Below are 22,105 nucleotides of genomic sequence, written 5' to 3' on the forward strand. Positions count from 1 at the left end.
GCGAATCCCAACCCGCCGCACAACGGCGTCCTGAAGCGAGTGACAGGCCTTTTGTCGACCATGAGCGAAGCCGATTTCCAGCTCCACGGCATCCGCGATCCGCGCCTTGCGGCTCTTGCGACCAGCGCATTGCCAGCATGGGTCTGGTCGATCAATGGCGCGCATATTCTCTGGGCCAACACCATCGGCGCGCGGCTGTTCGGCGAACGCAGCGCCGCTGCACTCGCGGAACGAACCATCGGCCCGGCCGATCCGCATCGCCGCCAGGCGGCGCAGCTCGCGGCACGGCTGTCGCCGACCGGCGCGCCACGGCTGGAGCGGTTGCGCGGATTCGGCGCGCCGCTCGGACGTCTCCTGACATGCACATGCGCGCGCCTTACCTTCGCCGACGGCAGCGCAGGAATTCTGATCGCAGCCACCGAACCGGTGGGACGCCCGCTGCCGCTCACCGAGCGGCTAGCGCATCTTGTCGACAGCGTGTCGATGCCCGCGATGACCTTCACGCCGGAGGGCGCGCTGGCGGGGGCAAACGACGCGGCGAAAAATATCCCCGGCCTGTTCGGCAATCTCAACGGACCCGGCTTCGACGAAGCGCGCAGCATCGCGCTGCGCGACGGACAGGCCGCGATGAAAGTGGATCTCGGCCGAGTCACACTGCATCGTGTCGGCAGCGGAGACACAACCGCGCTGGTCGCTCTGATCGACACCGTGATCACGCCGCGGCCTGCGCCAAAGCCCGCCTCGGTGATTGTCGAGCCGGCTGAGCCTGTTGCTGAAAAGCAGCCGGTTGAAGAACCTGCCCCTGTTCCGGTTGCGGCGATGATGGACACCGCCCTCGACGTTGCGGCTTTGCCTCATGCGCAGACGACGCCCGAAGCCGTGGATGACGCGCCTGAGCCGCAAGCTTCCGGGATATCTCCCGACGTGCTGCCAAGCGACGTGTTCGGCTCGGCGTTCGATGATGCGCTGGAAACAGAATCGCCCGCGCAATCCAGCGCGCAACCCGTAGCACCAAAGATTGACGCCGCCGAACCTGCATCGCCGCCAGAACCCGCACATCACGACGCACCTGCGGATGCTCCCGTCACGCGAATCTTTTTCGATGACGCGCGTAAAGCGCCTGCGGACGAAAACGCGGCAAGCCCTGCATCAGCGATCGAAGTCCAGGACGAACCGGTGACGGCGCCGCAGCAGCCGCTGCGCTTCACCTGGCACATGGACGAGCACAACCGCTTTTCGCTCGGCCATGACGAGTTCAGCCGCCTGATCGGCACGCGCACCGCCGCAGCGTTTGGCCGGCCCTGGGCGGAGATCGCGCACGAACTCGGCCTCGATCCCGACAATCGGGTGACGAATGCGGCCGCGACACGCGAGAGCTGGAGCAACATCGTCGTGCACTGGCCCGCCGACGGCACCGGTGCGCGGCTGCCGGTCGAACTGTCGGGCCTGCCGATCTACGATCATGCCGGAGAATTTCTCGGCTATCGCGGATTCGGCGTCTGCCGCGACATCGACGGCATGGCGCGGCTCGCCTCGCAGCGCCGCAGCGATGTGACATATGCGTTCAAACCGGACTCCTTGCCCGAGGAAGCCGGCACGCCTGAACCAATTGCTGAGGATATCGTCAGCGAAGAGCAGGTACAGGAAGCCAAGCTTCTGCTTGCGACGGATGAACCTGTTGATACAGAAACAGCGCACGCTGACGCCAGCACGCAGGACAACATGCCTTCCGACATGTCACCGCAAACCGAAACGAGACCGCCCGTGGACATTCCGCAGAACGTTGTCCCGTTTCCCGTGACCGAGCCGAAAGCTCCGACACTCACCGCGGTCGAGAGCAACGCCTTCGACGAACTGGCGCGGCGGCTGTCGGCGCAACTGGACAACGGCGGACATGACACGCTGACCGATGCGTCGGTCGCCGAACTGTTTGCCGCCGATGAGATCGAACCCGCGCATGAAGCGGCGCCGGAGCCGCCTGCGATGGAGCATCCGCCTGCCTTCCTGCAGCCGGAACCTGTTCTGCCGCGCGCCAATGCCGCGCAGGACCTTCAACTGTTCGACCGGCTGCCGGTCGGCGTGCTGGTCTATCGTCTCGACCGCCTGCTCTATGCCAACAGGGCGTTCTTCGCCTCCACCGGCTATGACGATCTTCACGCCCTCACCGAAGCCGGCGGCCTCGACGCGCTCACGATCGAAGCGGGTGCAGGCTCCGCCAGCAGTTCATCGGAAACCGGCACGCCGGTGGTGATCGCAGCCACCAGCGCGAGCGGCCCGAACAGGGGCGAGCCCGCAAAAGCGAATCTGTTCGCGATCACATGGGACGGAGAACCCGCCCATGCGCTGATCTTTTCCGGACCCCGCGCCGAGCCGCGCGTTGAGACCCCGCCGACGCCGGCCGTGATTGCGCCCGTGATCATGCCCCGCGAAGAGGACACACAGGCCGAAGAACTCGCCACCATTCTCGACAACACCGCCGAGAGCGTTGTGGTGTTCGACGGCGAGGGCCATCTGCTGTCGTGCAACCGCAGCGCCGAAGCCTTGTTCGGCCGCGATGACAACGACATGGCCGCGCTCACCGTCGCCGATCTGTTCGCACCTGAAAGCCAGCGGGCCGTGTTGGATTATGTGAACGAGGTGAAAGCCGCACCCGTCGCCGGGCTCGTGCAGCACGACCGCGAATTGCTGGGCCGCGCCCGCGACGGTCATGCCATTCCGCTGTCCATGACCATCGGCCGGACCCAGCCGAACGGCCCGCGCTTCTTCGCGATTTTCCGCGACCTGTCGCAGATGAAGAAAGGCGAAGGCGATCTGGTTCACGCCCGGCGCCAGGCCGACCGCGCCACCAGCGCCAAGGCAGACATTCTGGGCCGGATCAGTCACGAGGTCCGCATGCCGCTCAACGCCATCATCGGCTTCGCGGATGTGATGATCGAGGAGCGCTTCGGCGCGCTCGGCAACGAGCGCTATGTCGAATACATGAAGGACATCCGCGCCTCCGGCCAGCGCGTGATCGCGATCATCGACGACCTGCTCGACCTGTCGCGCATCGAATCCGGCAAGATGGAGCTGTCGTTCGCGAGCCAGGACCTCAACAGCATGGTCGAGCAATGCGTCGCGGTGATGCAGCCGCAGGCCAACCGCGAACGCATCATCATCCGCACCTCGCTGGCCCATGCGCTGCCGACGGTGAAGGCCGATGCCCGCGCGCTGCGCCAGATCGCGATGAACCTGATCGGCAATTCGATCCATCTTGCCAATGCCGGCGGGCAGGTGATCGTCTCCACCGCGACCACGGATTTCGGCGATATCGTGCTGCGCGTGCGCGATACCGGACACGGCCTCAACGACAACGAGATCGCCGCCGCGATGGCGCCGTTCCGCACATCCGACGTGTCGGACCAGACCGCCGATGGATCGGTCGTCAACCTGTCGCTGACCAAGGCGCTGGTCGAAGCCAACCGCGCGCAATTCCACATCAAGACCGCGCCGCATTCCGGCACCCTGATCGAGGTCGTGTTCTCCCACGCCAGCGCGATCGCATAGGCAATCTGGAATCGCTCTAAACAGCAGCTTTCGCGACATCGCGTCGCGCGAGCGAACACGCGCCGCTGCGCTACAGAACCAGCCACGCGCTGCATGCCAGCGCCCATCATCAAGCGCCGGAGCTTCCCATGTCACGCACCCGCATTCTTGCCGCTGCATCCGCCATCGCGTCCGTGATGACGATGAGCAGCACGGCCTTCGCGCAAGGCGACGTCAACGTCTACACCTATCGCGAGACCAAGCTGGTGCAGCCGCTGTTCGACGCCTTCACAAAAGACACCGGCATCAAGGTCAACGTCGTGTCCGCAAGCTCCGGCCTCGAACAGCGCATCAAGGCGGAAGGCGCCAACAGCCCTGCCGACGTGCTGCTGACGGTGGATGTCGGCCGCATTGCCGAAGCCGTGAATGCGGGCGTCACCCAGCCGATCAAGTCCGAGACGCTCGACAAGGTCGTGCCTGCACAGTACCGCGATCCCGACGGTCACTGGGCCGGCATTTCGATGCGCGCGCGGGTGATCTATGCCTCGAAGGATCGCGTCAAGCAGGACGCCATCACCTACGAAGAACTCGCCGACCCGAAGTGGAAGGGCAAGATCTGCATCCGCTCCGGCCAGCACATCTACAACAACGCGCTGTTCGCGGCCTATGTCGCGCATCACGGCGAGGCGAAAGCCGAGGAATGGCTGCGCGGCGTGAAGGCCAATCTGGCGCAGAAGCCATCCGGCGGAGACCGCGAGACCGCGCGCGATGTGGCGGCCGGCAAGTGCGATATCGGCATCGGCAACACCTACTACTGGGCGCTGATGATGAACCACGACGCCGACAAGAAGCCATGGGCCGAAGCCACCAAGGTGATCCTGCCGACCTTCGCCGGCGGCGGCACCCATGTGAATCTGTCCGGCGTGCTGCTGGCGAAGAACGCGCCGAACCGCGCCAACGCGATCAAGCTGATCGAATGGCTGGCGGGCGAGAAGGCGCAGCAAATCTATGCCGATGCGAATTATGAATATCCGGTGCGCGCGGGTGTTGCCGTGAATTCCACCATCGCCGGTTATGGTGCGCTAAAGCCCGACGCGCTCCCGATCGCAAAGATCGCAGCCAGCCGCAAGGCGGCCTCCACACTGGTGGACAAGGTCGGGTTTGATAATTGAGGCCTGAACGCCACCGGTTTTGTCGAACGTGACAAGCGCGCGTCTCGCCGAACCCGTCGTCTCCGCGCTCGCCGTTTTCACGGCGGCGCTTGTGGCGCTGCCGGTGCTGGCGATTGTTGTGATCGCCGCGCAGCCGGTGCCCGATCTGTGGCCGCATCTGATCGACTATGTGCTGCCGCACGCCCTGCGCGACACCGCAGCATTGCTGTTCGGCGTCGGCGCGCTCGCCCTGCTTGCTGGTGCAGGCACCGCGTGGCTGGTGTCGGCGCATGATTTTCCGGGACGCGGCCTTCTGCTCTGGCTGCTGCCGCTGCCGCTCGCGATCCCGACCTACATCGCCGCCTATGTCTATGTCGACCTGTTCGAGCCGCTCGGTCTCGTCCATCGCACGCTCTCGCTGTGGCTTGCGCCGCGCGACGCACTGGCGCTGCTGCCGAACCTGCGGTCGCTGCCCGGCGCGATCCTGATCATCGGCATCGTGCTTTATCCCTATGTCTACCTGTCGGCGCGCGCGACGTTTCAGTTGCAAAGCGCGGAATTCGCGGAAGCCGCGCGCACCCTCGGCGCGAACCGCTGGAGCATCTTCCGCCGCATCTCGCTGCCGATGGCGCGGCCCGCACTCGCGGTGGGCCTCGCGCTGGTGGCTCTGGAAACGCTGAACGACATCGGCGCCAGTGAATATCTCGGCGTGCGCACCCTCACGGTGTCGATCTTCACCACCTGGCTCAATCGCGGCAGCCTCGCAGGCGCCGCGCAACTCTCCTGTCTCGTGCTCGCCATCGTCGGCGGACTGATCGCGCTGGAGCGCTATGGCCGCCGCAATGCCGTCACCGAATTCTCGTCCGAAAGTCCGCGGCTCACGCCACGCACACCCTTCACCGGAATCAGGGGCTGGCTGGCCTTTGCCGGGTGTGCTGTGCCTGTGTTGCTCGGCTTCATCGTGCCGCTGCTGTTCCTGATTCAGCAGAGCGTCCATCGCGCGTCCATCACGATGGATGCGGCGGTCTGGCGCGATGCGTTCAATTCGGTGATGTTCGCCGCGCTGGCCACACTGGCGGCGCTGATTCTCGGGCTCGCGACGATCCTCGCCACGCGCTGGCGTCCCGGTTCATGGCGCGCTGTGGCGTCCAACATCGCGCAGACCGGCTACGCGCTGCCGGGCCTCGTGCTGGCGCTCGGCCTGCTGACGCCGGTGCTTGCCATCGATAACGCGCTGAACACAGTCGCGGCATGGCTCGGCTGGGCGCTGCCCGGCCTTGTGCTGATGGGATCGGGCGCGGCTGTGGTCACCGCCTATGTGATCCGCTTTCTCGCGGTGCCCACCGGATTTTTGCGCGCGGGCTTCGAGCGCATTCCGTTCGACTATGACGACAGCGCACGCAGCGCGGGCGCCGGACAGATCACCGCGATGCGGCGGATTCACCTGCCGCTGCTGCGTCCGGCGCTGCTCGGCGCGGCGATTGTGGTATTCGTCGACTGCCTGAAGGAATTGCCGGCAACGCTGCTGCTTCGCCCGTTGAATGTCGAGACGCTGGCGACCTCGATCTATCAATATGCCAGCCGCGGCAGCTTCGAGGACGGATCGCTCGCCGCGCTCCTGATCGTGGCCGCGAGCATCGGGCCGGTGGCATGGCTGACGCGGTTCTCCGACATGCCGAAGGGGCCGGTCTAGGCGCTCTGCTCCCTGATTTCGGCACGATCCTCTTTTCGGGAGATCGAGAAAATATCCCACACCGCGATGAACATGGCGGCGATCACCGGACCGATGACAAAGCCGTTCAGCCCGAAAGCCTCGATGCCGCCCAGCGTCGAGATCAGCACCACATAATCCGGCAGCTTGGTGTCCTTGCCCACCAGCATCGGGCGCAGCACGTTGTCGACAAGGCCGATCACCAGAAAGCCGTAAGCGATCAGGATCCCGCCATGGATGAACGAGCCCGTGGCCATCAGGTACAGCGCGACCGGCATCCACACCAGCCCGGCGCCGACCGCCGGCAACAGTGACAGGAAGGCCATCAGCACCGCCCACAGCAGGGGCGCGTTGATGCCCAGAATCCAGAAGATCACGCCGCCCAATGCGCCCTGCGCCATCGCAACCAGAATGCTGCCCTTCACAGTGGCGCGGATGACGACGGTGAATTTCTCCAGCAGCGCGTCGCGCAGTTCCGCGCGCAGCGGAATGGCGTTCTTGATCTGCTGCGACAGTGCGCTTCCGTCCCGGAACAGGAAGAACAGCAGATAAAGCATGATGGCGGCGTTGACGATAAATTCGAACGTGCTCTGGCCGATGTTCAGGGCCTGCGTCGCGATCTGCTGGCTGCCCTTGAGCAACGCGGCGGAGAGCTTCGCCTGCATGCCGCCGAGGCTGGCGACGCCGAAGCTGTCGAGCAGGCTGGTCACCCATTGCGGCAGGGCGTTAAGAATCTGCTGGAACAGTTTGACGAAATCGAGTTCGCCGGACTGCACCTTTGCGAACACCGCCGCCGCCTGCTGGGTCAGCGACGCGGCAATCAGCGTCAGCGGCAGGATCACGATCATCACCACGAGCACGACCATCGTCAGCGACGCGAGCGTGGGCCGCTGCGGAATTCGCCGCAGCAGGCGCCGGTACAGCGGTGCGAACATGATGGCGATCACCACACCCCACAGGATCGCACCGTAGAACGAGGTGAGTATCCAGCCGAAGGCCAGCGAGACCACGACGATGAGGATCAGAAAGGCCCTGTCTTCGATGCTACCGCGCATGCGATTGTCCTTTGCAGTTAAGCGCGCCGCCGAAAAAACGCCGTAACGACGTCGCAGCATCGAAAGGGCTTCGGATATACCGTCAGGCCTAGCATATTTTATTCTTAACTTGCTGTGCTTGGACCTGCCGCAACCGTATAATGCGTGAGATGATGGAACTTCTGAGATATCGAATCGCCGTGAAGTGCGCCTTTGCTCTCGCCGTTGTAATGTCTATGGCCGCGTCTGCCGCACAGGCTCAGGTCGCACCCATCCGGTACTGGATCCCGGGCGGGCCTTTCGGGCTCGGCGGCGATACAACGACTTATTGGGACAACGCTCCGGACGAGGACGGTTTCCGCAAGGGCTTCTCGTTCAGCAGCTATAGCATACCGGCGAATTCATTTAACGTCCCGTTCAGCGCCGGCGCATTCACTGTCGGGAGCGGATTGTCGTCCGATGGCGCGCAATACGGCTACAGTTTCAAGGGCATTGGCGACACGCCGGTGACACTCTTCGGAGGCGTCAGTTCGCTGCGAACGACACCGGACGTCTTTACATCGATTGTCACGCCCGGCCTGCAGCCGAGCGGCACGCTTGCCACCAGCGTCAACGCCGGGATCGAATTCAAGCCGACCTCCAACGTTACTCTGTCGCTGTCAGGCAGTTTCGTTCAGTCGAACCCGACCCTCGATACCGACTTGCGCGCGCAATCGCCTTTCGCGCACAATCCCGGCATCTTCGGCCAACGATAACGTCAGCTCGCTCAGGCGTTCTTCAGGGCGACGCGGAAGGTGGCCTCGGTCTTGGCCTTCACCTCGTCGAGGGTGACGCCGTCGGCGAGTTCGATCAGCGCCATTCCGTCATTGCCGTGCTTGTCGATGGTGAACACGGCGAGATCGGTGACGACCATGTCGACCACGCGCTCTCCGGTCAGCGGCAGATTGCAGCGATGCAGCAGCTTCGCGCCGTCCTTGGCAGAGTGTTCCATGACGACGACGACACGCTTGACGCCGGCGACGAGATCCATCGCGCCGCCCATGCCCTTCACCATCTTGCCGGGAATCATCCAGTTGGCGAGATCGCCGTTCTCGGCCACCTGCATGGCGCCAAGGATCGACAGGTCGATATGCCCGCCACGCACCATCGCGAAGGAATCCGCGCTGGAGAAGTAGCTGGTGTCCGGCAGTTCGGTCACGGTCTGCTTGCCCGCGTTGATGAGGTCGGGATCTTCCTCGCCTTCATACGGGAACGGGCCCATGCCAAGCATGCCGTTCTCGCTCTGCAGCGAGACGTCGACGCCGTCGGGAATGTAGTTGGAGACCAGCGTCGGAATGCCGATGCCGAGATTGACGTAATAGCCGTCGCGCAATTCCTTCGCGGCGCGGGCAGCCATCTGTTCACGGGTCCAGGCCATGATGTTCTCCTATGACTGTCGGTTACGCGCGCTTGCGCAAGGTGCGCTGCTCGATCCGCTTCAGCGCCGGATCGACGGCGATGATGCGCTTTACGAAAATGCCCGGCGTGTGGATGTGATCGGGATCGATCTCTCCGGCCGGCACGAGATGTTCGACCTCGGCGATGGTGACCTTCGCCGCCGTCGCCATCATCGGGTTAAAGTTGCGCGCGGTCTTGCGGTACACGAGGTTGCCGGCGGTATCGCCCTTCCAGGCGTGAACGATGGCGAGATCGGCAACAAGCCCCGTCTCCAGGATGTACTTCTCGCCGTTGAATTCCTTCACTTCCTTGCCCTCGGCAATCAGAGTGCCGACGCCGGTCTTGGTGTAGAAGCCGGGAATGCCGGCGCCGCCAGCGCGAATGCGCTCGGCCAGAGTGCCCTGCGGATTGAATTCGAGCTCGAGCTCGCCTGCGAGATACTGCTGCGCGAACAGCTTGTTTTCGCCGACATAGGACGAGATCATCTTCTTGATCTGGCGGGTTTCCAGCAGGCGGCTGAGGCCGATGCCATCCACGCCCGCATTGTTGGACACCACCGTCAGGTTCTTGACGCCGCTGTCGCGCAGCGCATCGGACAGGGTTTCCGCGATACCGCAGAGGCCGAAACCGCCGGACATGACCATCATGCCGTCTTTGACAACACCTTCGAGCGCGGACTTCGCGTCGGGATAAACCTTGTTCATGAGGATGCAACCTGATGGAGGAAAATGGCGGCGGGCCGCGTGGTCGGTGGATTATTAGGCGAAACCTTCAAGGGCCGTCAATCGCGCCGCGGGAACGGCTCGCGAGGGCTCGTCCGCGCTCCTTTTAAGTATCGCGATGTCTGCAAATACCTCTGGTTTTCCGGTGGGTTCACTGGTTTTCGAGGCTCCGGCGGCCTTGAAAGCGTCAAGAAAAGCCATCAAGTTGCAGCATGCGCCGCACCGGGACGTTTGGCCCGTGCTTTCAGACCGCAAACCTGCCGGATGAACTCATTGACGATGGCCCAAGGGATAAAGCGCCTCGGGATGCCGATTGCGGCATGCCTCGCTGCCGCGCTGCTCGGCCTGATCGCCATTTCCTGGATGATCGACCCGAACGCGGTGCGCCTTTCGGTCGAGAAGCAGATTCGCGCCGCCACCGGCCTCGACCTGATGGTCAACGGCGATGTGCGGGTGTCGATCTTTCCCGGCAGCGCCATCACGCTGCATCAGGTCGGGCTGAAGGGCGCGGCCTCGCGCGGCAGCGGCATTGCCGACGAGCCTTTGACCGTCGGGGAGCTGACCGCGAACCTGCGGCTGATCCCGCTGCTGATGCGGCGCTATGAAATCGCCGACGTCAGCCTGCTGAATCCGCGGATCAACGTAAAGCGCGGTGCCGACGGTCGCAGCAACTGGTCGGCGATCATCGAGACGCTGGCGCGCACCATCAAGCCGGGCGTCGACAGTCCGGTGTCGTTCTCCGAAATCCGCATCAAGGACGGCACCCTCACCTATCAGAACAAGGCGCGCGGCATTGCCGAGACCGTGAGCGGCATTGACCTCTCGCTGGCCTGGCCGTCGATCTCGCGCGCGTTCGCCGCCACCGGCCAGTTCAACTGGCGCGGCGAGGCGGTCGACGGCAGCCTCAACATCGCCGACTTCATCGCCGCGCTGTCCGGCGAGCGGTCCGGCATCAAGGTCCGCATCACCAGCACGCCGCTGAAGTTCGCGTTCGACGGCGCCATCGCCAACCGCACCAGCCTCCTGATGGAAGGCACGCTCAGTGCCGACAGCCCGTCGCTGCGCAACGCCGCGCGCTGGGCGGGACAGGCCCCTCCCGGCAACAACGGGCTGGGCCGCTTCGCGCTGAAGGCCCGCACCAATGTAGTCGGCGAATCCATCGCGCTGACCAACGTCAACCTCGAACTCGACGGCAACACCGCCGAAGGCGTCATCACCTACAGCAACAGCGACCGCCAGACGATGCAGGCCACGCTTGCCGCCGATGCGCTCGACTTCACGCCTTATATCGACACGTTGCGACTTGTCGCCGGCAGTTCGCGGGAATGGAACAGACAACTGTTCGACCTGCGCGGGCTTTCCGCCACCGATCTCGACATGCGCCTGTCTGCGGCGAAGGTGACCATCGGCACGTCAAAGCTCGGCCGCACCGCGATCGGCGCGAACCTGCGCAATGGCACGCTGGCCCTGAGCATCGGCGAAGCGCAGATTTATGGCGGCATCCTGAAGGGATCGCTCGGCATCACGCGCGCCGATGCGGATGCAGACGTCAAGGCGCAATTCCAGTTCACCGATGTCGATCTGGCGAGTTGCGCCAGCGATCTGTTCGGGATCAGCCGGTTGAGCGGGCGCGGCAACCTGAACTTCGCGCTGGAAGCGAAAGGCGCAAGCCCCTTTACCCTCGCCCAATCGCTCGACGGCACAGCAACACTGACCGGCCATGACGGCGCGATCGGCGGCCTCAACATCGAACAGCTTCTCAAGCGGCTGGAGCGCCGCCCGTTGTCGGGTGCGGGTAATTTCCGCAGCGGCTCCACGGCATTCGACTCGCTGAATGTGGCGATCCGTTTCAATGACGGCGTCGCGACGGCGGAGGATGCGCGGATCGAAGGCCCGACCACACGCGTGCTGCTCACCGGCACGGCATCGGTGCCGTCGCGTGAATACGACCTGAAGGGCGTCGCCAGCCTGATCGCGGCCACCGATGCGCCGCCGGCATTCCAGTTGCCGTTCGTGGTGCAGGGCCCGTGGGACGATCCGCTGGTGTTTCCGGATTCGGATTCGCTGATCCGCCGCTCGCCGGCTTCCGCGCCGCTGCTGGATGCGATCAAGGACCGCAAGACCCGCGACGCCGTCAAGTCGGTGATCGAACGCTTTACCGGCGGCAAAAAACCGGCGGAACCGCCCGCCGCGCAGCCGCAGGCCGCCGCGCCATCGGCCAATCCTTCGCCTGTCGTTCTGCCGACGCCGGTGCTGCCGGCGCCGATCCCGCCGGCTGAGACACGGCCGTCCCCCTCTCCGTCTGCCGAGGCACCTCAACCTCCGCCCGCTGCGACATCGACAGACGCCGCCACTCCAGCTTCTCCACCTGCCGCGACCGAGAGCCGTCAGGAAAAGGCAGACTAAAGCGGCGCGGCGCTTTCGCCCTGATCGCGCGACAGTTTCGACGCCAGCGAGGCTGCAATAATCACCAGCGCCACCGCAGCCACCACCAGCGTGCAGATCGCGTTGATCTCCGGCTTCACCCCGAGCCGCACCTCCGAATAAATCCGGATCGGCAACGTCGCCGAGCCCGGCCCGGTGGTGAAACTCGCGATCACAAGATCGTCCAGCGACAGCGTAAAGGCGAGCATCCAGCCCGCCGCAATCGACGGCAGCATCAGCGGCAGCGTGACCGCGATGAACGCGCGCACCGGCGCGCATCCGAGATCCATTGCAGCTTCCTCGAGGCTGCGGTCGAGTGCGCCGAGCCGCGACTGCACAACCACCGTCACAAAGCACATGGTCAGCGTCGTGTGCGCGATGGTGACGGTCCAGAAGCCGCGTCCTGCGTCGATGGCGACGAACAGCAGCAGCAGCGACAGGCCGGTAATGACTTCGGGCATCACCAGCGGCGCATAAAGCATGCCGGAAAACAGCGTGCGGCCCCGGAATCGCTCGCCACGCGACAGCGCCAGCGCCGCCAGCGTGCCAAGCAGGGTGGCCGCCGTGGCCGAACAGAACGCCACCCGCAGGCTCATCCACGTCGCCGACAGCATCGCCTCGTCGTTGAAGAACTCGGTGTACCAGCGCAGCGACCAGCCGCCCCACACCGTGACCAGACGTGAGGCGTTGAACGAATAGATCACGAGAATCGCAATCGGCAGATACAGGAACGCCAGTCCCAGCGCGACCGACGCCATGTTGAAGGCCGAAAAACGTGCGACGTTGCGCGCGGCCATCACCGCGCCTCCAGATGACGGCGCTGCAGCTTTTCATAGACCAGCAGCGGGATCAGCAGCACGGCGAGCAGCACGATGGCGATGGCGGACGCCACCGGCCAGTCCTTGTTGGTGAAGAACTCGAGCCACAGCGTCTGGCCGATCATCATGCGGTCCGATCCTGCCAGGAGATCGGGAATGACGAATTCGCCGACGATCGGAATGAAGCACAGCAGCAAACCCGCCCCGACACCCGGCAGCGACAGCGGGAACGTCACCAGCCAGAACGCTTTCAGCCGTGACGCACCAAGATCGGACGCGGCTTCCAGCAAGGCTTCGTCCATCTTCGACAACGTGGCGTAGAGCGGCAGGATCATGAACGGGAAGTACGAATAGACGATGCCGAGATACATCGCAGAATCGGTCGAGAGCCACGCCATCGGCTTGCCGATGATGCCGAGCGCCAGCAGCACCTTGTTGAGCAGGCCGTCGTGCTGCAAAACATTGATCCAGGCATAGATGCGGATCAGGAACGAGGTCCAGAACGGCACGATCACCAGCATCATCGCGACCGGCTGCCAGCGCTGCGGCAGCCGCGCCATGCCATAGGCCACCGGATAGCCGATCACCAGCAGGATCGCGGTGGAGGTCAACGCCACCACAAGGCTGCGGACATAGGACAGAACGTAGAGATCGTCCGACATCAACAGCCTGAAATTGTCCGGCGACAGCGCACTGAGTGCCGCCGTAAATTTGTCCCAGCCTGCGGCGAGATCGAACACCGGCACATAGGGCGGCTGGGCGATGGCGGTCTGCGACAGCGCGATCTTCAACACAAAGCCGAACGGCACGAGGAAGAACAGCACCATCCAGAGGTAAGGCGCGAGCGCGGCCAGCCGCGCCGGACGGGTGAAGATGCGCCGCCCGCTCATCGGTCGAGCACCACGACATCTTCGGGCGCAAACGACACGTTGAGGCGCTGCCCGACGGAAAATTCATCGGCGGCAATGCGCGTGGCATTGGCGAGCGCGATCCTGATGACCGCACCGGCGTCCAGCTTCACACCATAAATTGACGCGCTGCCGAGGAAGCCTAAGGAAATCAATTCACCCGTGAACGTGTTCACTGCATCCGGAGCAACAGGCGCGGCTCGTGACAGGCGAATTTTTTCGGGACGGATCGCAGCGCAGACATTGGCAGTGTCAGACGCAGGCGCGTGCGATGCCACGATTGTTCCGGCGCTAGGCGTTGCGATGGCAAAATGCCCCGCCTGACGCGCGGCCACCTTTCCCTCGATCAGGTTGATGTCACCGACAAAGCCCGCGATCCAGCGCGAATTCGGCGCTTCATAAAGCTGGCGCGGCGGCGCGACCTGCACCAGACGCCCCTTGTCCATCACGCCGATCCGGTCCGCGACCGTCATCGCCTCCTCCTGATCGTGGGTGACGATGATGAAGGTCATCCCAAGGCGGCGCTGCACCTCCAGAAGTTCGGCCTGCGTGCTCTCGCGCAGCTTCTTGTCGAGCGCTGCGAGCGGCTCGTCCAGCAGCAGCATACGCGGACGGCGCGCCAGCGAACGCGCCAGCGCCACGCGCTGACGCTGACCGCCGGAGAGCTGATCCGGGCGGCGCTTTTCCATTCCTTCAAGACGCACCAGCGCCACCATCTCGGCGACGCGCGCGGCAATCTCGTCCTTCGGCATCCCGGCGCGCTTGAGACCGAACGCGATATTGCCTTCCACGGTCAGGTGCGGAAACAGCGCATAGTTCTGGAACATCATGTTGATGGGCCGCTGATGCGGCAACACCTGTGCGATGTCATGACCGTCGAGCGTGATCGCGCCCCGATCCGGCGTCTCGAATCCGGCCAGCATGCGCAGCAGCGTGGTCTTGCCGCAGCCACTCGGCCCCAGCAGCGCGAAAAACTCGCCGGGCGCGATATCGAGCGACAGGTCGTCGACTGCCGTGAAGCCGCCGAAGCGTTTCACCACCGACTCAATCCGCAACAGCGGTTTGTCCGCAGCAAGGCCCATCATGCCGCCGCCATGAAGGCCGCGAGGGCATCGCGATCCTGACCTGACATGGTCAGGCCGAGCTTGGATCGCCGCCACAGGATATCGTCGGCGAAACGGGCAAATTCATCTTTCATCAGATAACGGACCTCTGCGCCGGTGAGGTCATCGCCGAAGCGCGGGCCAAGATCATCCATGCTTTTTGCCGCACCCAGGATTTGGTCGATCCGCGTGCCATAGGCCGCGACCAGCCTGCGCGCATGATGCTCGCCGAGAAACGTCCAGCGCTGGCGCGCGTCATCGACCTGATCGTCGAATGATTCCTGCGCGAAATCGCCGCCGGGCAAGGGCGCCGCCTCCGTCCACGCCGGCAAGGGCGTAAAGAAGCGGGAGAGTTTCGCCAGCGCCTGCACGGCAAGCCGCCGTGCGCCGGCGGTCGCGCCGCCGCCCACCGTGAGCAGCGGAGCTTCGCCGCGCCTGCGGTTCATCTTGACGAAACCCTCGCCGGACTCATTTGCAACGCAGCCCGCTGCCGCATGCACCACGTCCGCCGGGATCACCAGTTCGCGGAAATAGCGGCTGACCGCCGTGCAGAGATAGGCGAGATCGTCCACGCCGGGCGACACCGTTGCCGGGTCACCATCGAACACCCGCTCGGACAGGCCGATCAGCGTGAAATCGCGATGAAAGGGGATGGCGTAGATCATCCGGCGGTCGTCATTCTGGAGCACGTAGACATTGTCGTGATCGAACAGCCGCCTCACGACGATCTGGCTGATTTTGGCGAAGCTCGCTTGAACCGCAGGCAAATGCAAGACGCTTTCCGCGACCCGCCGCGTCCAGGCTCCGCTCGCATCGACCAGCGTCCGCGCCGTCACGTGCTCGCGGCGTCCGCGATTGAGGATGGTCAGTTTCCATGTGTCCGAGCGCTCCGCCCAGACACAGCGTGCGCCTGTATGTATCGCCGCCCCGCGCGCCGCGGCGTCGACCGCGTTGAGCACCACGAGCCGCGTCTCGTCGGCGATGCAATCCGACCAGCCCAGCGCCAGCCCGAGCGAGCGCTTCAGCGGATGCCCGGCCTCATCAATGGTCAGATCGAGAATCTCCGGACGCGGCAATCCGCTTTGCCCGGCGAGCCGGTCATAGAAGAAAAGCCCCGCCCGCAGCACGGCAGGGGGCCGGCCCTCGGCGTGGATTGGCATGACATAGCGGATCGGGCGGACAAGATGCGGCGCGGCGCGCAGCGCAATGTCCCGCTCCCTCAGCGCGGCCCGCACATGCCGCGCCTGCCCGCGCTCCAGCGCGATGAAATCACCATGGATCAGGTGAGACCCCGCCATGGCCGCGCCGCTGCCGAGGTCGTTCTGCTCGAACAGCGCCACCCGCAGACCGCGGCCGGCGGCATCGCGCGCGATGCAAGCGCCGTTGAGACCGCCTCCGATGATCGCGATATCGACATCAGCCATGCGGCTGATGATCTCCGATGGTCACCACCGGGAGTCAAGCCCAACAGATTTTGTCATTTAGGCGGGATGTCAGCCGGCTTTGCGCGACGACGCGAGGAGAGCAGGCTTGGCGCGGCCGACCCATTCCGAATACGCTTCGATCGGCGCGGGCTTGCCGAGGAAGTATCCCTGCACCTGATCGCAGGCCTCGTCGGCAAGGAACGATAACTGCTCCTGCGTTTCCACGCCTTCGGCGACGATGGAAATGTTCAGGCCATGGCCGAGGCCGATCATCGCGCGGATGATGGCGGCCGATTGCGGATTGCGTCCGAGGTTCATCACAAAGGCGCGGTCGATCTTGATCTTGTCGAACGGGAACGCCTGCAGGTAGGTGAGCGAGGAATAGCCGCTGCCGAAGTCGTCCATCGCGATGCGCACGCCCAGCGCCTTCAGCCGCCGCAGCAGTGACAGGCCGCGCTCGAAATCGTCGATCAGCACGCCTTCGGTGATTTCAAGTTCCAGCCGCCCGGGCGCGAGACCGGTCTCAAGCAGGATCGAATGAACCAGCCCGACAAGATCGCCGTGCAGGAACTGGGCTGGAGACAGGTTGACCGCGATCTGCAGATCCTTCGGCCATGAGGCCGCCTCGTGGCAGGCCTTGCGCAGGATCCACTCGCCCATCTCGACAATCAGGCCGCTTTCTTCTGCCAGCGGGATAAAATCTCCCGGCGGCACGAAGCCGCGCACCGGATGGGTCCAGCGCGCCAGCGCCTCGAAACCGAGAACATGATCGGTTTTCATCTTGTGGCGCGCGCGCGCCTGCGGCTGGTAGTGCAGCGAGAGTTCGCCGTTGCGGATCGCGGTCGACAGGTCCTGATGCAGCGCGCGGCGGTCGCGCAACTGCTGGTCCAGTTCCATGTCGAAGAAATTGATCGAGCCGCGCGCCGTCGTCTTGGCGCGGAACAGCGCTGCGTCGGCATTGGTGAGCAAGGTCTCCGCGTCGCGGCCATTGCGGGGATAGACCGAAATACCGATGGTGAGGCCGATACGGACCGAACGTCCGTCGAACACGAACTCGGTGCGCATGACCTGCATCAGCCGCGCCGCCAGCGCCCGCGCCGAATCCGGCTGCATGCCGTCGATGATCAGGCCGAATTCATCGCCCGAGAGCCGCGCGACAACGCCGCCCGCGATCACGGATTCGAGGCGGCGCGAGAATTCGATCAGCAACTGGTCGCCGACCTCATGGCCGAACACGTCGTTGATTTCCTTCAGGCGGTCGAGATCGAGCGACAGCACCGCGAATTCCTCGCCGGTGTCCTCACAGGCGTCGATCATCTGCTCCAGCGCCTGCAGGAACGCGGCGCGGTTGGGCAGTTCGGTCAGCGCATCGTGATAGGCCATATGCGCCATGCGCGATTCCGTCTCGCGCCGGTCCGTGATGTCTTCGTTGGTCTTGATCAGGTATTGCGGCTGGCCCGCATCGTCCAGCACGGTCACGCGCCGGGTCAGGAACAGGCGCAAACCGTTCGCAGTCTGAATCGGATGCTCCTCGGTGACGATGCCCTGCTTGCGGACAGCATCATCGTCGCGCTTGCGGATAAACATCGCATCCGCCGGATTGTAGATGTCCTCGATGGTGCGCCCGATGACATCTTCACGCGGCCGGTTCAGCGTCGCCGCCGCGCCGCGATTGGCAAGAACATACTGCCCGTCGCTCAACCGCTTCACCACCACCGAAACCGGGATGTTATCGACAACGGTTTCAAGGAATTTCTTGGCGCTCTGGATTTCGCGCGACAGCGACCGGCGTTCGGTGACATCCTCGAACAGTGAAACCAGAAACTCCGGCCTGCCCTTTTCGTCGCGGGCGATCATCCGGTTGCACGCCACGAGGCGCTTTTCGCCATGAAGCTCGATCAGCAATTCGGTCCGTGTCTGGCTGGTCGGCGACACGATGGCATCGTGATCGGCCTGCGAGACAGCCTTTGCCACCTCGGGAATGTAGACCTTCTCGGCAGTGTGACCGATGATCTTGTTACGGCTAATTCCGGAGAACTGCTCGAACGCCCGGTTGGCCAGGATGTAACGGCCGTCCTCGATGTTCTTCACGGCGACGCAGACCGGAATGTTGTCGATCACCGATTCGAGGAAATGAGTGGTGGTGGCGAGTTTCTTCTGCATCCTGCGCCGATCGGTGCAGTCCTCATGCGTCGAGATGATGCCGCCATTGGCGAGCTCGCGGTGCTTGATCAGGATGGAGCGCCCGTCCGCCAGTTCGCAGATGTACCCTTCCGCGCTCTTCACGTTCCGGTAGTATTCTTCAATGTCTCCGCACAGCATGCCCCGCGACGCACGCAGTTCGCTCAGTTCGCGGCCCGTGATCCCGTCCGGGATATCGCCACGCTTGAAGCCGTAGAGCTGCAAGTAGTGGTCATTGCAAAAAACCACGCGCTTGCGCGCATCGACCATGACGATGCCGGTCGTCAGACTGTTGAGAGCACTGGAAACAAAGGCGCCGCGGCGGATATTGGCATGGCGAGCGCGGCGCAGTGCCGCCGAAACCCACAGGATAATGGCCGCCAGAAACGCGACAATGACAATTCCGCCGATCACCAGTTGCCAGACGAGCGCCGTGTAGGGCGCATCCATGGCCACCGCCGAGAAGGTGCCGTCGGGATTGGCGACGATCTGCGCAGCCGCAGGATCGGAGACCAAAATCGAGACGCACAGACACGCAGCCAACCATGCCGGGCTCGCTGTGGTAGCTCGTGCTTGCTTCTGCCAGCCGCTCATTACCATTCCACGGAATTCTTCGTCCGCAATCTCTGGCTGTACCTCTTTGGATCGGGTAAACGCTTAGGCCGACGTGCGATCAATGTGGCTTAAATGCGGGCAATTGGCGTTCTATGCTTAATGGCGCCCTAACGCCGATTGCACCGCAGCGCGGCGAACTGGACAGAAAATGAGCAACGAAGAAACGTTTCCAGCCCTTTGGATCGCCGATGGACAAGGTTGAGTGCGTTGTGATCGGCGCCGGTGTGGTCGGCCTTGCCGCCGCACGACGGCTGGCGCAGGCCGGGATCGAAGTGATCGTGGCCGAGGCGGCCGGCGATATCGGGACCGGAACATCCTCGCGCAACAGCGAGGTGATCCATGCCGGCATTTACTATCCGGCCGGAAGCCTGATGGCGCGGTTGTGCGTCGCCGGCAAGCAAGCCCTGTATTCTTACTGCGATGAGCGCGGCATTCCGTATCGTCGCTGCGGCAAGCTGATCGTCGCCACCGCGGACAACGAACGCGACAAGCTCGCGTCGATCAAGGCGCATGCCCAAGCCAACGGCGTCGGCGACATGCAGGTGCTGACCGGCGCGGAAGCCCGTGCGCGCGAACCCGCGCTGAATTGCGTCGGCGCGTTGCTGTCGCCATCCACCGGCATTGTCGACAGCCATGCCTACATGCTGGCGCTGCGCGGCGAGATCGAGGATGCCGGCGGCGCGCTCGCCTTTCACGCGCCGCTTGTGCGCGCGAAAGCGGTGTCCGATGGCTTCGAGGTGGAGATCGGCGGCGAGGCGCCGATGGCGCTGCATTGCCGGATGCTGGTCAACTCAGCCGGATTGAGCGCGCCCGCTGTCGCCCGAGCCATCGGCGGCATGCCGACGGACCGCATTCCGGCGAGCTACTATGCCAAGGGCAATTATTTCAGTTGCAGCACCCGCGCGCCGTTCTCGCACCTGATCTACCCGGTGCCGGAGCCCGGCGGCCTCGGCGTCCATCTGACAATCGACCTCGGCGGTCAGGCGAAATTCGGCCCCGATGTCGAATGGGTGGACAGTCCCGACGTTGCGAGCCTTGATTACGCGGTGGACCCGGCGCGCGCCGAACGGTTTTACCCGGCGATCCGGCGCTACTGGCCCGCCCTGCCGGACGGTGCGCTGACGCCGAGCTATTCCGGGGTTCGGCCCAAGATCGTGCCGCCCGCCATCGCCCGGCAGGATTTCGTGATCCAAGGCCCCCAAGACCATGGCCTCGCAGGATTGATCAACCTGTTCGGAATCGAATCGCCCGGCCTGACGTCATCTCTCGCCATCGCGGATGAAGTGGCGCGGATTGCCGGTGTGGCGGCCTAGTCCGTCCCTGCGAAACCCGACGGAGAATCCAGCGCATCAGCGACCCCGCAACGGCAACTGCTGCCGTTACGAGCCATCGCATTGAACTGCCGGAAGGATTCCGTCGAGGATGGGATCAGTGGACCGTCGTGCTCTTGATGCGCTCGATCTGGTCCTTGAGCACCAGCTTGCGGCGCTTGAGTTCGATAATCTGGAGATCGTCGGTGGAAAGGTGCTGCAGAGCGTCGTGCAATTCGTTTTCCAGAACTTCGTGTTTGCGTTCCAGTTCAACGAGATGCGCTTGAATTGCCATTAGAAGCCTCCTCTACAAGTGGACCTCAGATCGGACAAAGCACGATTTCAAGCGAAGCGGCGTCCGGTTCGCGTGAAGAAAACGCGCTCCTTACTTTCAGCAGGAACGAATTCCGCCGCAAAACCGGGATCCACTTTTGCGCCATTCGTTCCGGACGATGAAGTCTACATGACAGGGGCCGTCTGTCGACAGCAGAGTCAAAACAACCGTTCAAAAATTTTCACGGATAAAGGAAACGAATTGTGAGGGAACCCGCCGCAAGATACCCTTGCCGGTGTTGAAGATTTGATCGTTGCACTGGTGCCTGCGACACAGCGGCGCCGGGGATCGTTCACCCCGGGGCGGCTGGAGTTGGTAACAATTTTCTGCAATGAGGATCATGCAGATGCGCGCGGAAAGACTTAGCTGAAAGATCGGGCGGTTTCAGTCAGCAATGGCTATGATAGACCAGGACAACAACGAATACGCGCTTGAACTGGCGCAATTGCAGCAGGAACATCGCGATCTCGATGCCGCGATCGAGGCGCTGCATGAATCGCCCGCACCGGACCTGCTCCGCCTGCAACGGATGAAGAAGCGCAAGCTGCAATTGCGCGACCGCATTTCGTTTATTGAAGATCAGATCACGCCCGACATCATCGCCTGAGCGCGCGATGTCACGGCAGCGACCACGCACGGCCCCGCCGTGCGTCCTTGCGCGCATACATCGCGCGGTCGGCGGCGTCCATCACTGACGCCGCATCGTCACCGGACCCGATCAGCGCGATGCCCGCGGACGCGCCCGCCACCACCGAATGGCCCTTGAACATGAATGTCAGCCGGTCGATGGCGTCTTCGAGCGCCGCCGCCTTCGCCGATGCGTCAGCCTCGCTCAAATTCCACAGCAGCACGCCGAACTCGTCGCCGCCGAGCCGCCCCACTACGTCCGAGGAGCGAACGTGGCGCATCAGGACGGCGACCACGCCCTTGAGCACGATGTCGCCGGCGGCGTGACCGAAGGTGTCGTTGATCGGCTTGAGGCGATCGACATCCAGCACGATCAGCGCTGCGGTCGCGCCGTAGCGGCGCAGATACGCAATCGCGCGCTCCAGCTCCCGCTCGAAGCCGCGGCGGTTGTAGATATTGAGCAGGAAGTCGGTATCGGCCCACGCCTGCAACTCGTCGATCCGGGCCTGCGCCGCCGCAAGCTCGGCCTTGAGCGCCACGACCTGCCGCTTCGCCCTCGCCAGCGGCGCGGCCACCGGCTTGCGGCCGGCTTTGGGCGGATGCGTTTTGGCCGGCTTCTTGGCGGTGGTTTTTTTGGCGGCAGGCTTGGCCGCAGCTTTCCGGCCTTGCTTGCCGCCCCGGGCGGAACGGGACGGCTTCATCGCTGTTGAGCCCCGGCGAGCCACTTTGCCGCGCGCTTTCTTCACTTTTCTGCCCTTAATCCGCTTGACCGGCATGGCCA

The 22,105-nt window shown here is 63.9% G+C and carries 17 protein-coding genes; 7 read left to right on the plus strand and 10 right to left on the minus strand.

From position 1 onward, the window contains the following. The first annotated feature begins 60 nt into the window (after positions 1 to 60). From HMPREF9696_RS12235 to HMPREF9696_RS12245, 3 genes are all read left to right on the plus strand, one after another. Complete coding sequence (locus HMPREF9696_RS12235; protein ID WP_002713328.1) at positions 61 to 3,546, plus strand: PAS domain S-box protein; 3,486 nt, start codon at positions 61 to 63, stop codon at positions 3,544 to 3,546. Between the two features lie 128 nt (positions 3,547 to 3,674). Then, a complete protein-coding gene (locus HMPREF9696_RS12240; RefSeq protein ID WP_002713329.1) occupies positions 3,675 to 4,697 on the plus strand; it encodes a Fe(3+) ABC transporter substrate-binding protein in 1,023 nt (340 codons plus the stop codon). Positions 4,698 to 4,725: 28 nt separating this feature from the next. Continuing rightward, positions 4,726 to 6,369, plus strand: coding sequence for an ABC transporter permease (locus tag HMPREF9696_RS12245; protein ID WP_002713330.1), 1,644 nt, complete (start codon positions 4,726 to 4,728; stop codon positions 6,367 to 6,369). Here HMPREF9696_RS12245 and HMPREF9696_RS12250 read toward each other — a convergent pair. Further along, complete coding sequence (locus HMPREF9696_RS12250) at positions 6,366 to 7,442, minus strand: AI-2E family transporter (RefSeq protein ID WP_002713331.1); 1,077 nt, start codon at positions 7,440 to 7,442, stop codon at positions 6,366 to 6,368. The two genes, HMPREF9696_RS12245 and HMPREF9696_RS12250, sit on opposite strands and share 4 nt — an antisense overlap. A gap of 215 nt (positions 7,443 to 7,657) precedes the next feature. Here HMPREF9696_RS12250 and HMPREF9696_RS12255 point away from each other — a divergent pair, with 215 nt between their 5' ends. Further along, complete coding sequence (locus tag HMPREF9696_RS12255; protein ID WP_347335773.1) at positions 7,658 to 8,176, plus strand: hypothetical protein; 519 nt, start codon at positions 7,658 to 7,660, stop codon at positions 8,174 to 8,176. Positions 8,177 to 8,187: 11 nt separating this feature from the next. Here the strand turns inward: HMPREF9696_RS12255 and HMPREF9696_RS12260 are convergent, their stop codons facing one another. After that, entirely contained in the window at positions 8,188 to 8,838 is a 651-nt protein-coding gene (locus HMPREF9696_RS12260; RefSeq protein WP_002713333.1) for a 3-oxoacid CoA-transferase subunit B, read from the minus strand. A gap of 22 nt (positions 8,839 to 8,860) precedes the next feature. Beyond that, positions 8,861 to 9,562: a CoA transferase subunit A gene (locus tag HMPREF9696_RS12265; RefSeq protein ID WP_002713334.1), complete on the minus strand. Its 702-nt coding sequence runs from the start codon at positions 9,560 to 9,562 to the stop codon at positions 8,861 to 8,863. 297 nt (positions 9,563 to 9,859) lie between these two features. On the opposite strand from HMPREF9696_RS12265, the gene HMPREF9696_RS12270 reads away from it, so the two are divergent. After that, on the plus strand, positions 9,860 to 11,986 hold the full coding sequence (locus tag HMPREF9696_RS12270; RefSeq protein ID WP_040302016.1) for an AsmA family protein: 2,127 nt from the start codon (positions 9,860 to 9,862) through the stop codon (positions 11,984 to 11,986). Here the strand turns inward: HMPREF9696_RS12270 and HMPREF9696_RS12275 are convergent. The 5 genes from HMPREF9696_RS12275 to HMPREF9696_RS12295 all read right to left on the minus strand — a co-directional run bounded on the left by HMPREF9696_RS12275 (position 11,983) and on the right by HMPREF9696_RS12295 (position 19,032). After that, complete coding sequence (locus tag HMPREF9696_RS12275) at positions 11,983 to 12,801, minus strand: ABC transporter permease (protein ID WP_002713336.1); 819 nt, start codon at positions 12,799 to 12,801, stop codon at positions 11,983 to 11,985. The genes HMPREF9696_RS12270 and HMPREF9696_RS12275 overlap by 4 nt on opposite strands. Next, positions 12,801 to 13,712 (minus strand): ABC transporter permease, encoded by a 912-nt coding sequence (locus HMPREF9696_RS12280; protein ID WP_002713337.1) that lies wholly within the window; start codon positions 13,710 to 13,712, stop codon positions 12,801 to 12,803. Before HMPREF9696_RS12280 ends, HMPREF9696_RS12275 begins: the two co-directional genes overlap by 1 nt. Further along, positions 13,709 to 14,815 carry an ABC transporter ATP-binding protein gene (locus HMPREF9696_RS12285; RefSeq protein ID WP_002713338.1) on the minus strand — a complete coding sequence of 369 codons (1,107 nt, stop codon included), beginning with the start codon at positions 14,813 to 14,815 and terminating at the stop codon, positions 13,709 to 13,711. The genes HMPREF9696_RS12280 and HMPREF9696_RS12285 overlap by 4 nt, the downstream gene beginning before the upstream one ends. Next, positions 14,812 to 16,257 (minus strand): glycerol-3-phosphate dehydrogenase, encoded by a 1,446-nt coding sequence (locus tag HMPREF9696_RS12290; RefSeq protein WP_002713339.1) that lies wholly within the window; start codon positions 16,255 to 16,257, stop codon positions 14,812 to 14,814. The genes HMPREF9696_RS12285 and HMPREF9696_RS12290 overlap by 4 nt, the downstream gene beginning before the upstream one ends. Positions 16,258 to 16,326: 69 nt before the next feature. Further along, entirely contained in the window at positions 16,327 to 19,032 is a 2,706-nt protein-coding gene (locus HMPREF9696_RS12295; protein ID WP_002713340.1) for an EAL domain-containing protein, read from the minus strand. A gap of 209 nt (positions 19,033 to 19,241) precedes the next feature. Here HMPREF9696_RS12295 and HMPREF9696_RS12300 point away from each other — a divergent pair, with 209 nt between their 5' ends. After that, the gene (locus tag HMPREF9696_RS12300) at positions 19,242 to 20,366 is read left to right on the plus strand and encodes an NAD(P)/FAD-dependent oxidoreductase (RefSeq protein ID WP_002713341.1); all 1,125 of its coding nucleotides are present in this window, start codon (positions 19,242 to 19,244) and stop codon (positions 20,364 to 20,366) included. A gap of 115 nt (positions 20,367 to 20,481) precedes the next feature. Here HMPREF9696_RS12300 and HMPREF9696_RS21305 read toward each other — a convergent pair whose 3' ends face one another. Next, a complete protein-coding gene (locus HMPREF9696_RS21305) occupies positions 20,482 to 20,658 on the minus strand; it encodes a YdcH family protein (protein WP_002713342.1) in 177 nt (58 codons plus the stop codon). Positions 20,659 to 21,097: 439 nt separating this feature from the next. Here HMPREF9696_RS21305 and HMPREF9696_RS12305 point away from each other — a divergent pair, with 439 nt between their 5' ends. After that, entirely contained in the window at positions 21,098 to 21,304 is a 207-nt protein-coding gene (locus tag HMPREF9696_RS12305; protein WP_040301409.1) for a YdcH family protein, read from the plus strand. A 10-nt stretch (positions 21,305 to 21,314) separates the two neighbouring features. Here HMPREF9696_RS12305 and HMPREF9696_RS12310 read toward each other — a convergent pair whose 3' ends face one another. Next, positions 21,315 to 22,025: a GGDEF domain-containing protein gene (locus HMPREF9696_RS12310; RefSeq protein ID WP_040302018.1), complete on the minus strand. Its 711-nt coding sequence runs from the start codon at positions 22,023 to 22,025 to the stop codon at positions 21,315 to 21,317. Positions 22,026 to 22,105 lie beyond the last annotated feature (80 nt).

This window comes from Afipia clevelandensis ATCC 49720 (assembly GCF_000336555.1).
GTDB classification, from domain to species: Bacteria; Pseudomonadota; Alphaproteobacteria; order Rhizobiales; family Xanthobacteraceae; genus Afipia; species Afipia clevelandensis.

Bases quoted from the DNA above. Each gene is read 5' to 3' on its own strand.
- HMPREF9696_RS12240 (WP_002713329.1), top strand. From the start codon at position 3,675: ATGTCACGCACCCGCATTCTTGCCGCTGCATCCGCCATCGCGTCCGTG.
- HMPREF9696_RS12250 (WP_002713331.1), bottom strand. From the start codon at position 7,442: ATGCGCGGTAGCATCGAAGACAGGGCCTTTCTGATCCTCATCGTCGTG.
- HMPREF9696_RS12265 (WP_002713334.1), bottom strand. From the start codon at position 9,562: ATGAACAAGGTTTATCCCGACGCGAAGTCCGCGCTCGAAGGTGTTGTC.
- HMPREF9696_RS12255 (WP_347335773.1), top strand. From the start codon at position 7,658: ATGGCCGCGTCTGCCGCACAGGCTCAGGTCGCACCCATCCGGTACTGG.
- HMPREF9696_RS12305 (WP_040301409.1), top strand. From the start codon at position 21,098: ATGATAGACCAGGACAACAACGAATACGCGCTTGAACTGGCGCAATTG.
- HMPREF9696_RS12310 (WP_040302018.1), bottom strand. From the start codon at position 22,025: ATGAAGCCGTCCCGTTCCGCCCGGGGCGGCAAGCAAGGCCGGAAAGCT.
- HMPREF9696_RS12285 (WP_002713338.1), bottom strand. From the start codon at position 14,815: ATGATGGGCCTTGCTGCGGACAAACCGCTGTTGCGGATTGAGTCGGTG.
- HMPREF9696_RS12300 (WP_002713341.1), top strand. From the start codon at position 19,242: ATGGACAAGGTTGAGTGCGTTGTGATCGGCGCCGGTGTGGTCGGCCTT.
- HMPREF9696_RS12295 (WP_002713340.1), bottom strand. From the start codon at position 19,032: ATGAGCGGCTGGCAGAAGCAAGCACGAGCTACCACAGCGAGCCCGGCA.
- HMPREF9696_RS12260 (WP_002713333.1), bottom strand. From the start codon at position 8,838: ATGGCCTGGACCCGTGAACAGATGGCTGCCCGCGCCGCGAAGGAATTG.
- HMPREF9696_RS12280 (WP_002713337.1), bottom strand. From the start codon at position 13,712: ATGAGCGGGCGGCGCATCTTCACCCGTCCGGCGCGGCTGGCCGCGCTC.
- HMPREF9696_RS12270 (WP_040302016.1), top strand. From the start codon at position 9,860: ATGGCCCAAGGGATAAAGCGCCTCGGGATGCCGATTGCGGCATGCCTC.
- HMPREF9696_RS12235 (WP_002713328.1), top strand. From the start codon at position 61: ATGAGCGAAGCCGATTTCCAGCTCCACGGCATCCGCGATCCGCGCCTT.
- HMPREF9696_RS12290 (WP_002713339.1), bottom strand. From the start codon at position 16,257: ATGGCTGATGTCGATATCGCGATCATCGGAGGCGGTCTCAACGGCGCT.
- HMPREF9696_RS12275 (WP_002713336.1), bottom strand. From the start codon at position 12,801: ATGGCCGCGCGCAACGTCGCACGTTTTTCGGCCTTCAACATGGCGTCG.
- HMPREF9696_RS21305 (WP_002713342.1), bottom strand. From the start codon at position 20,658: ATGGCAATTCAAGCGCATCTCGTTGAACTGGAACGCAAACACGAAGTT.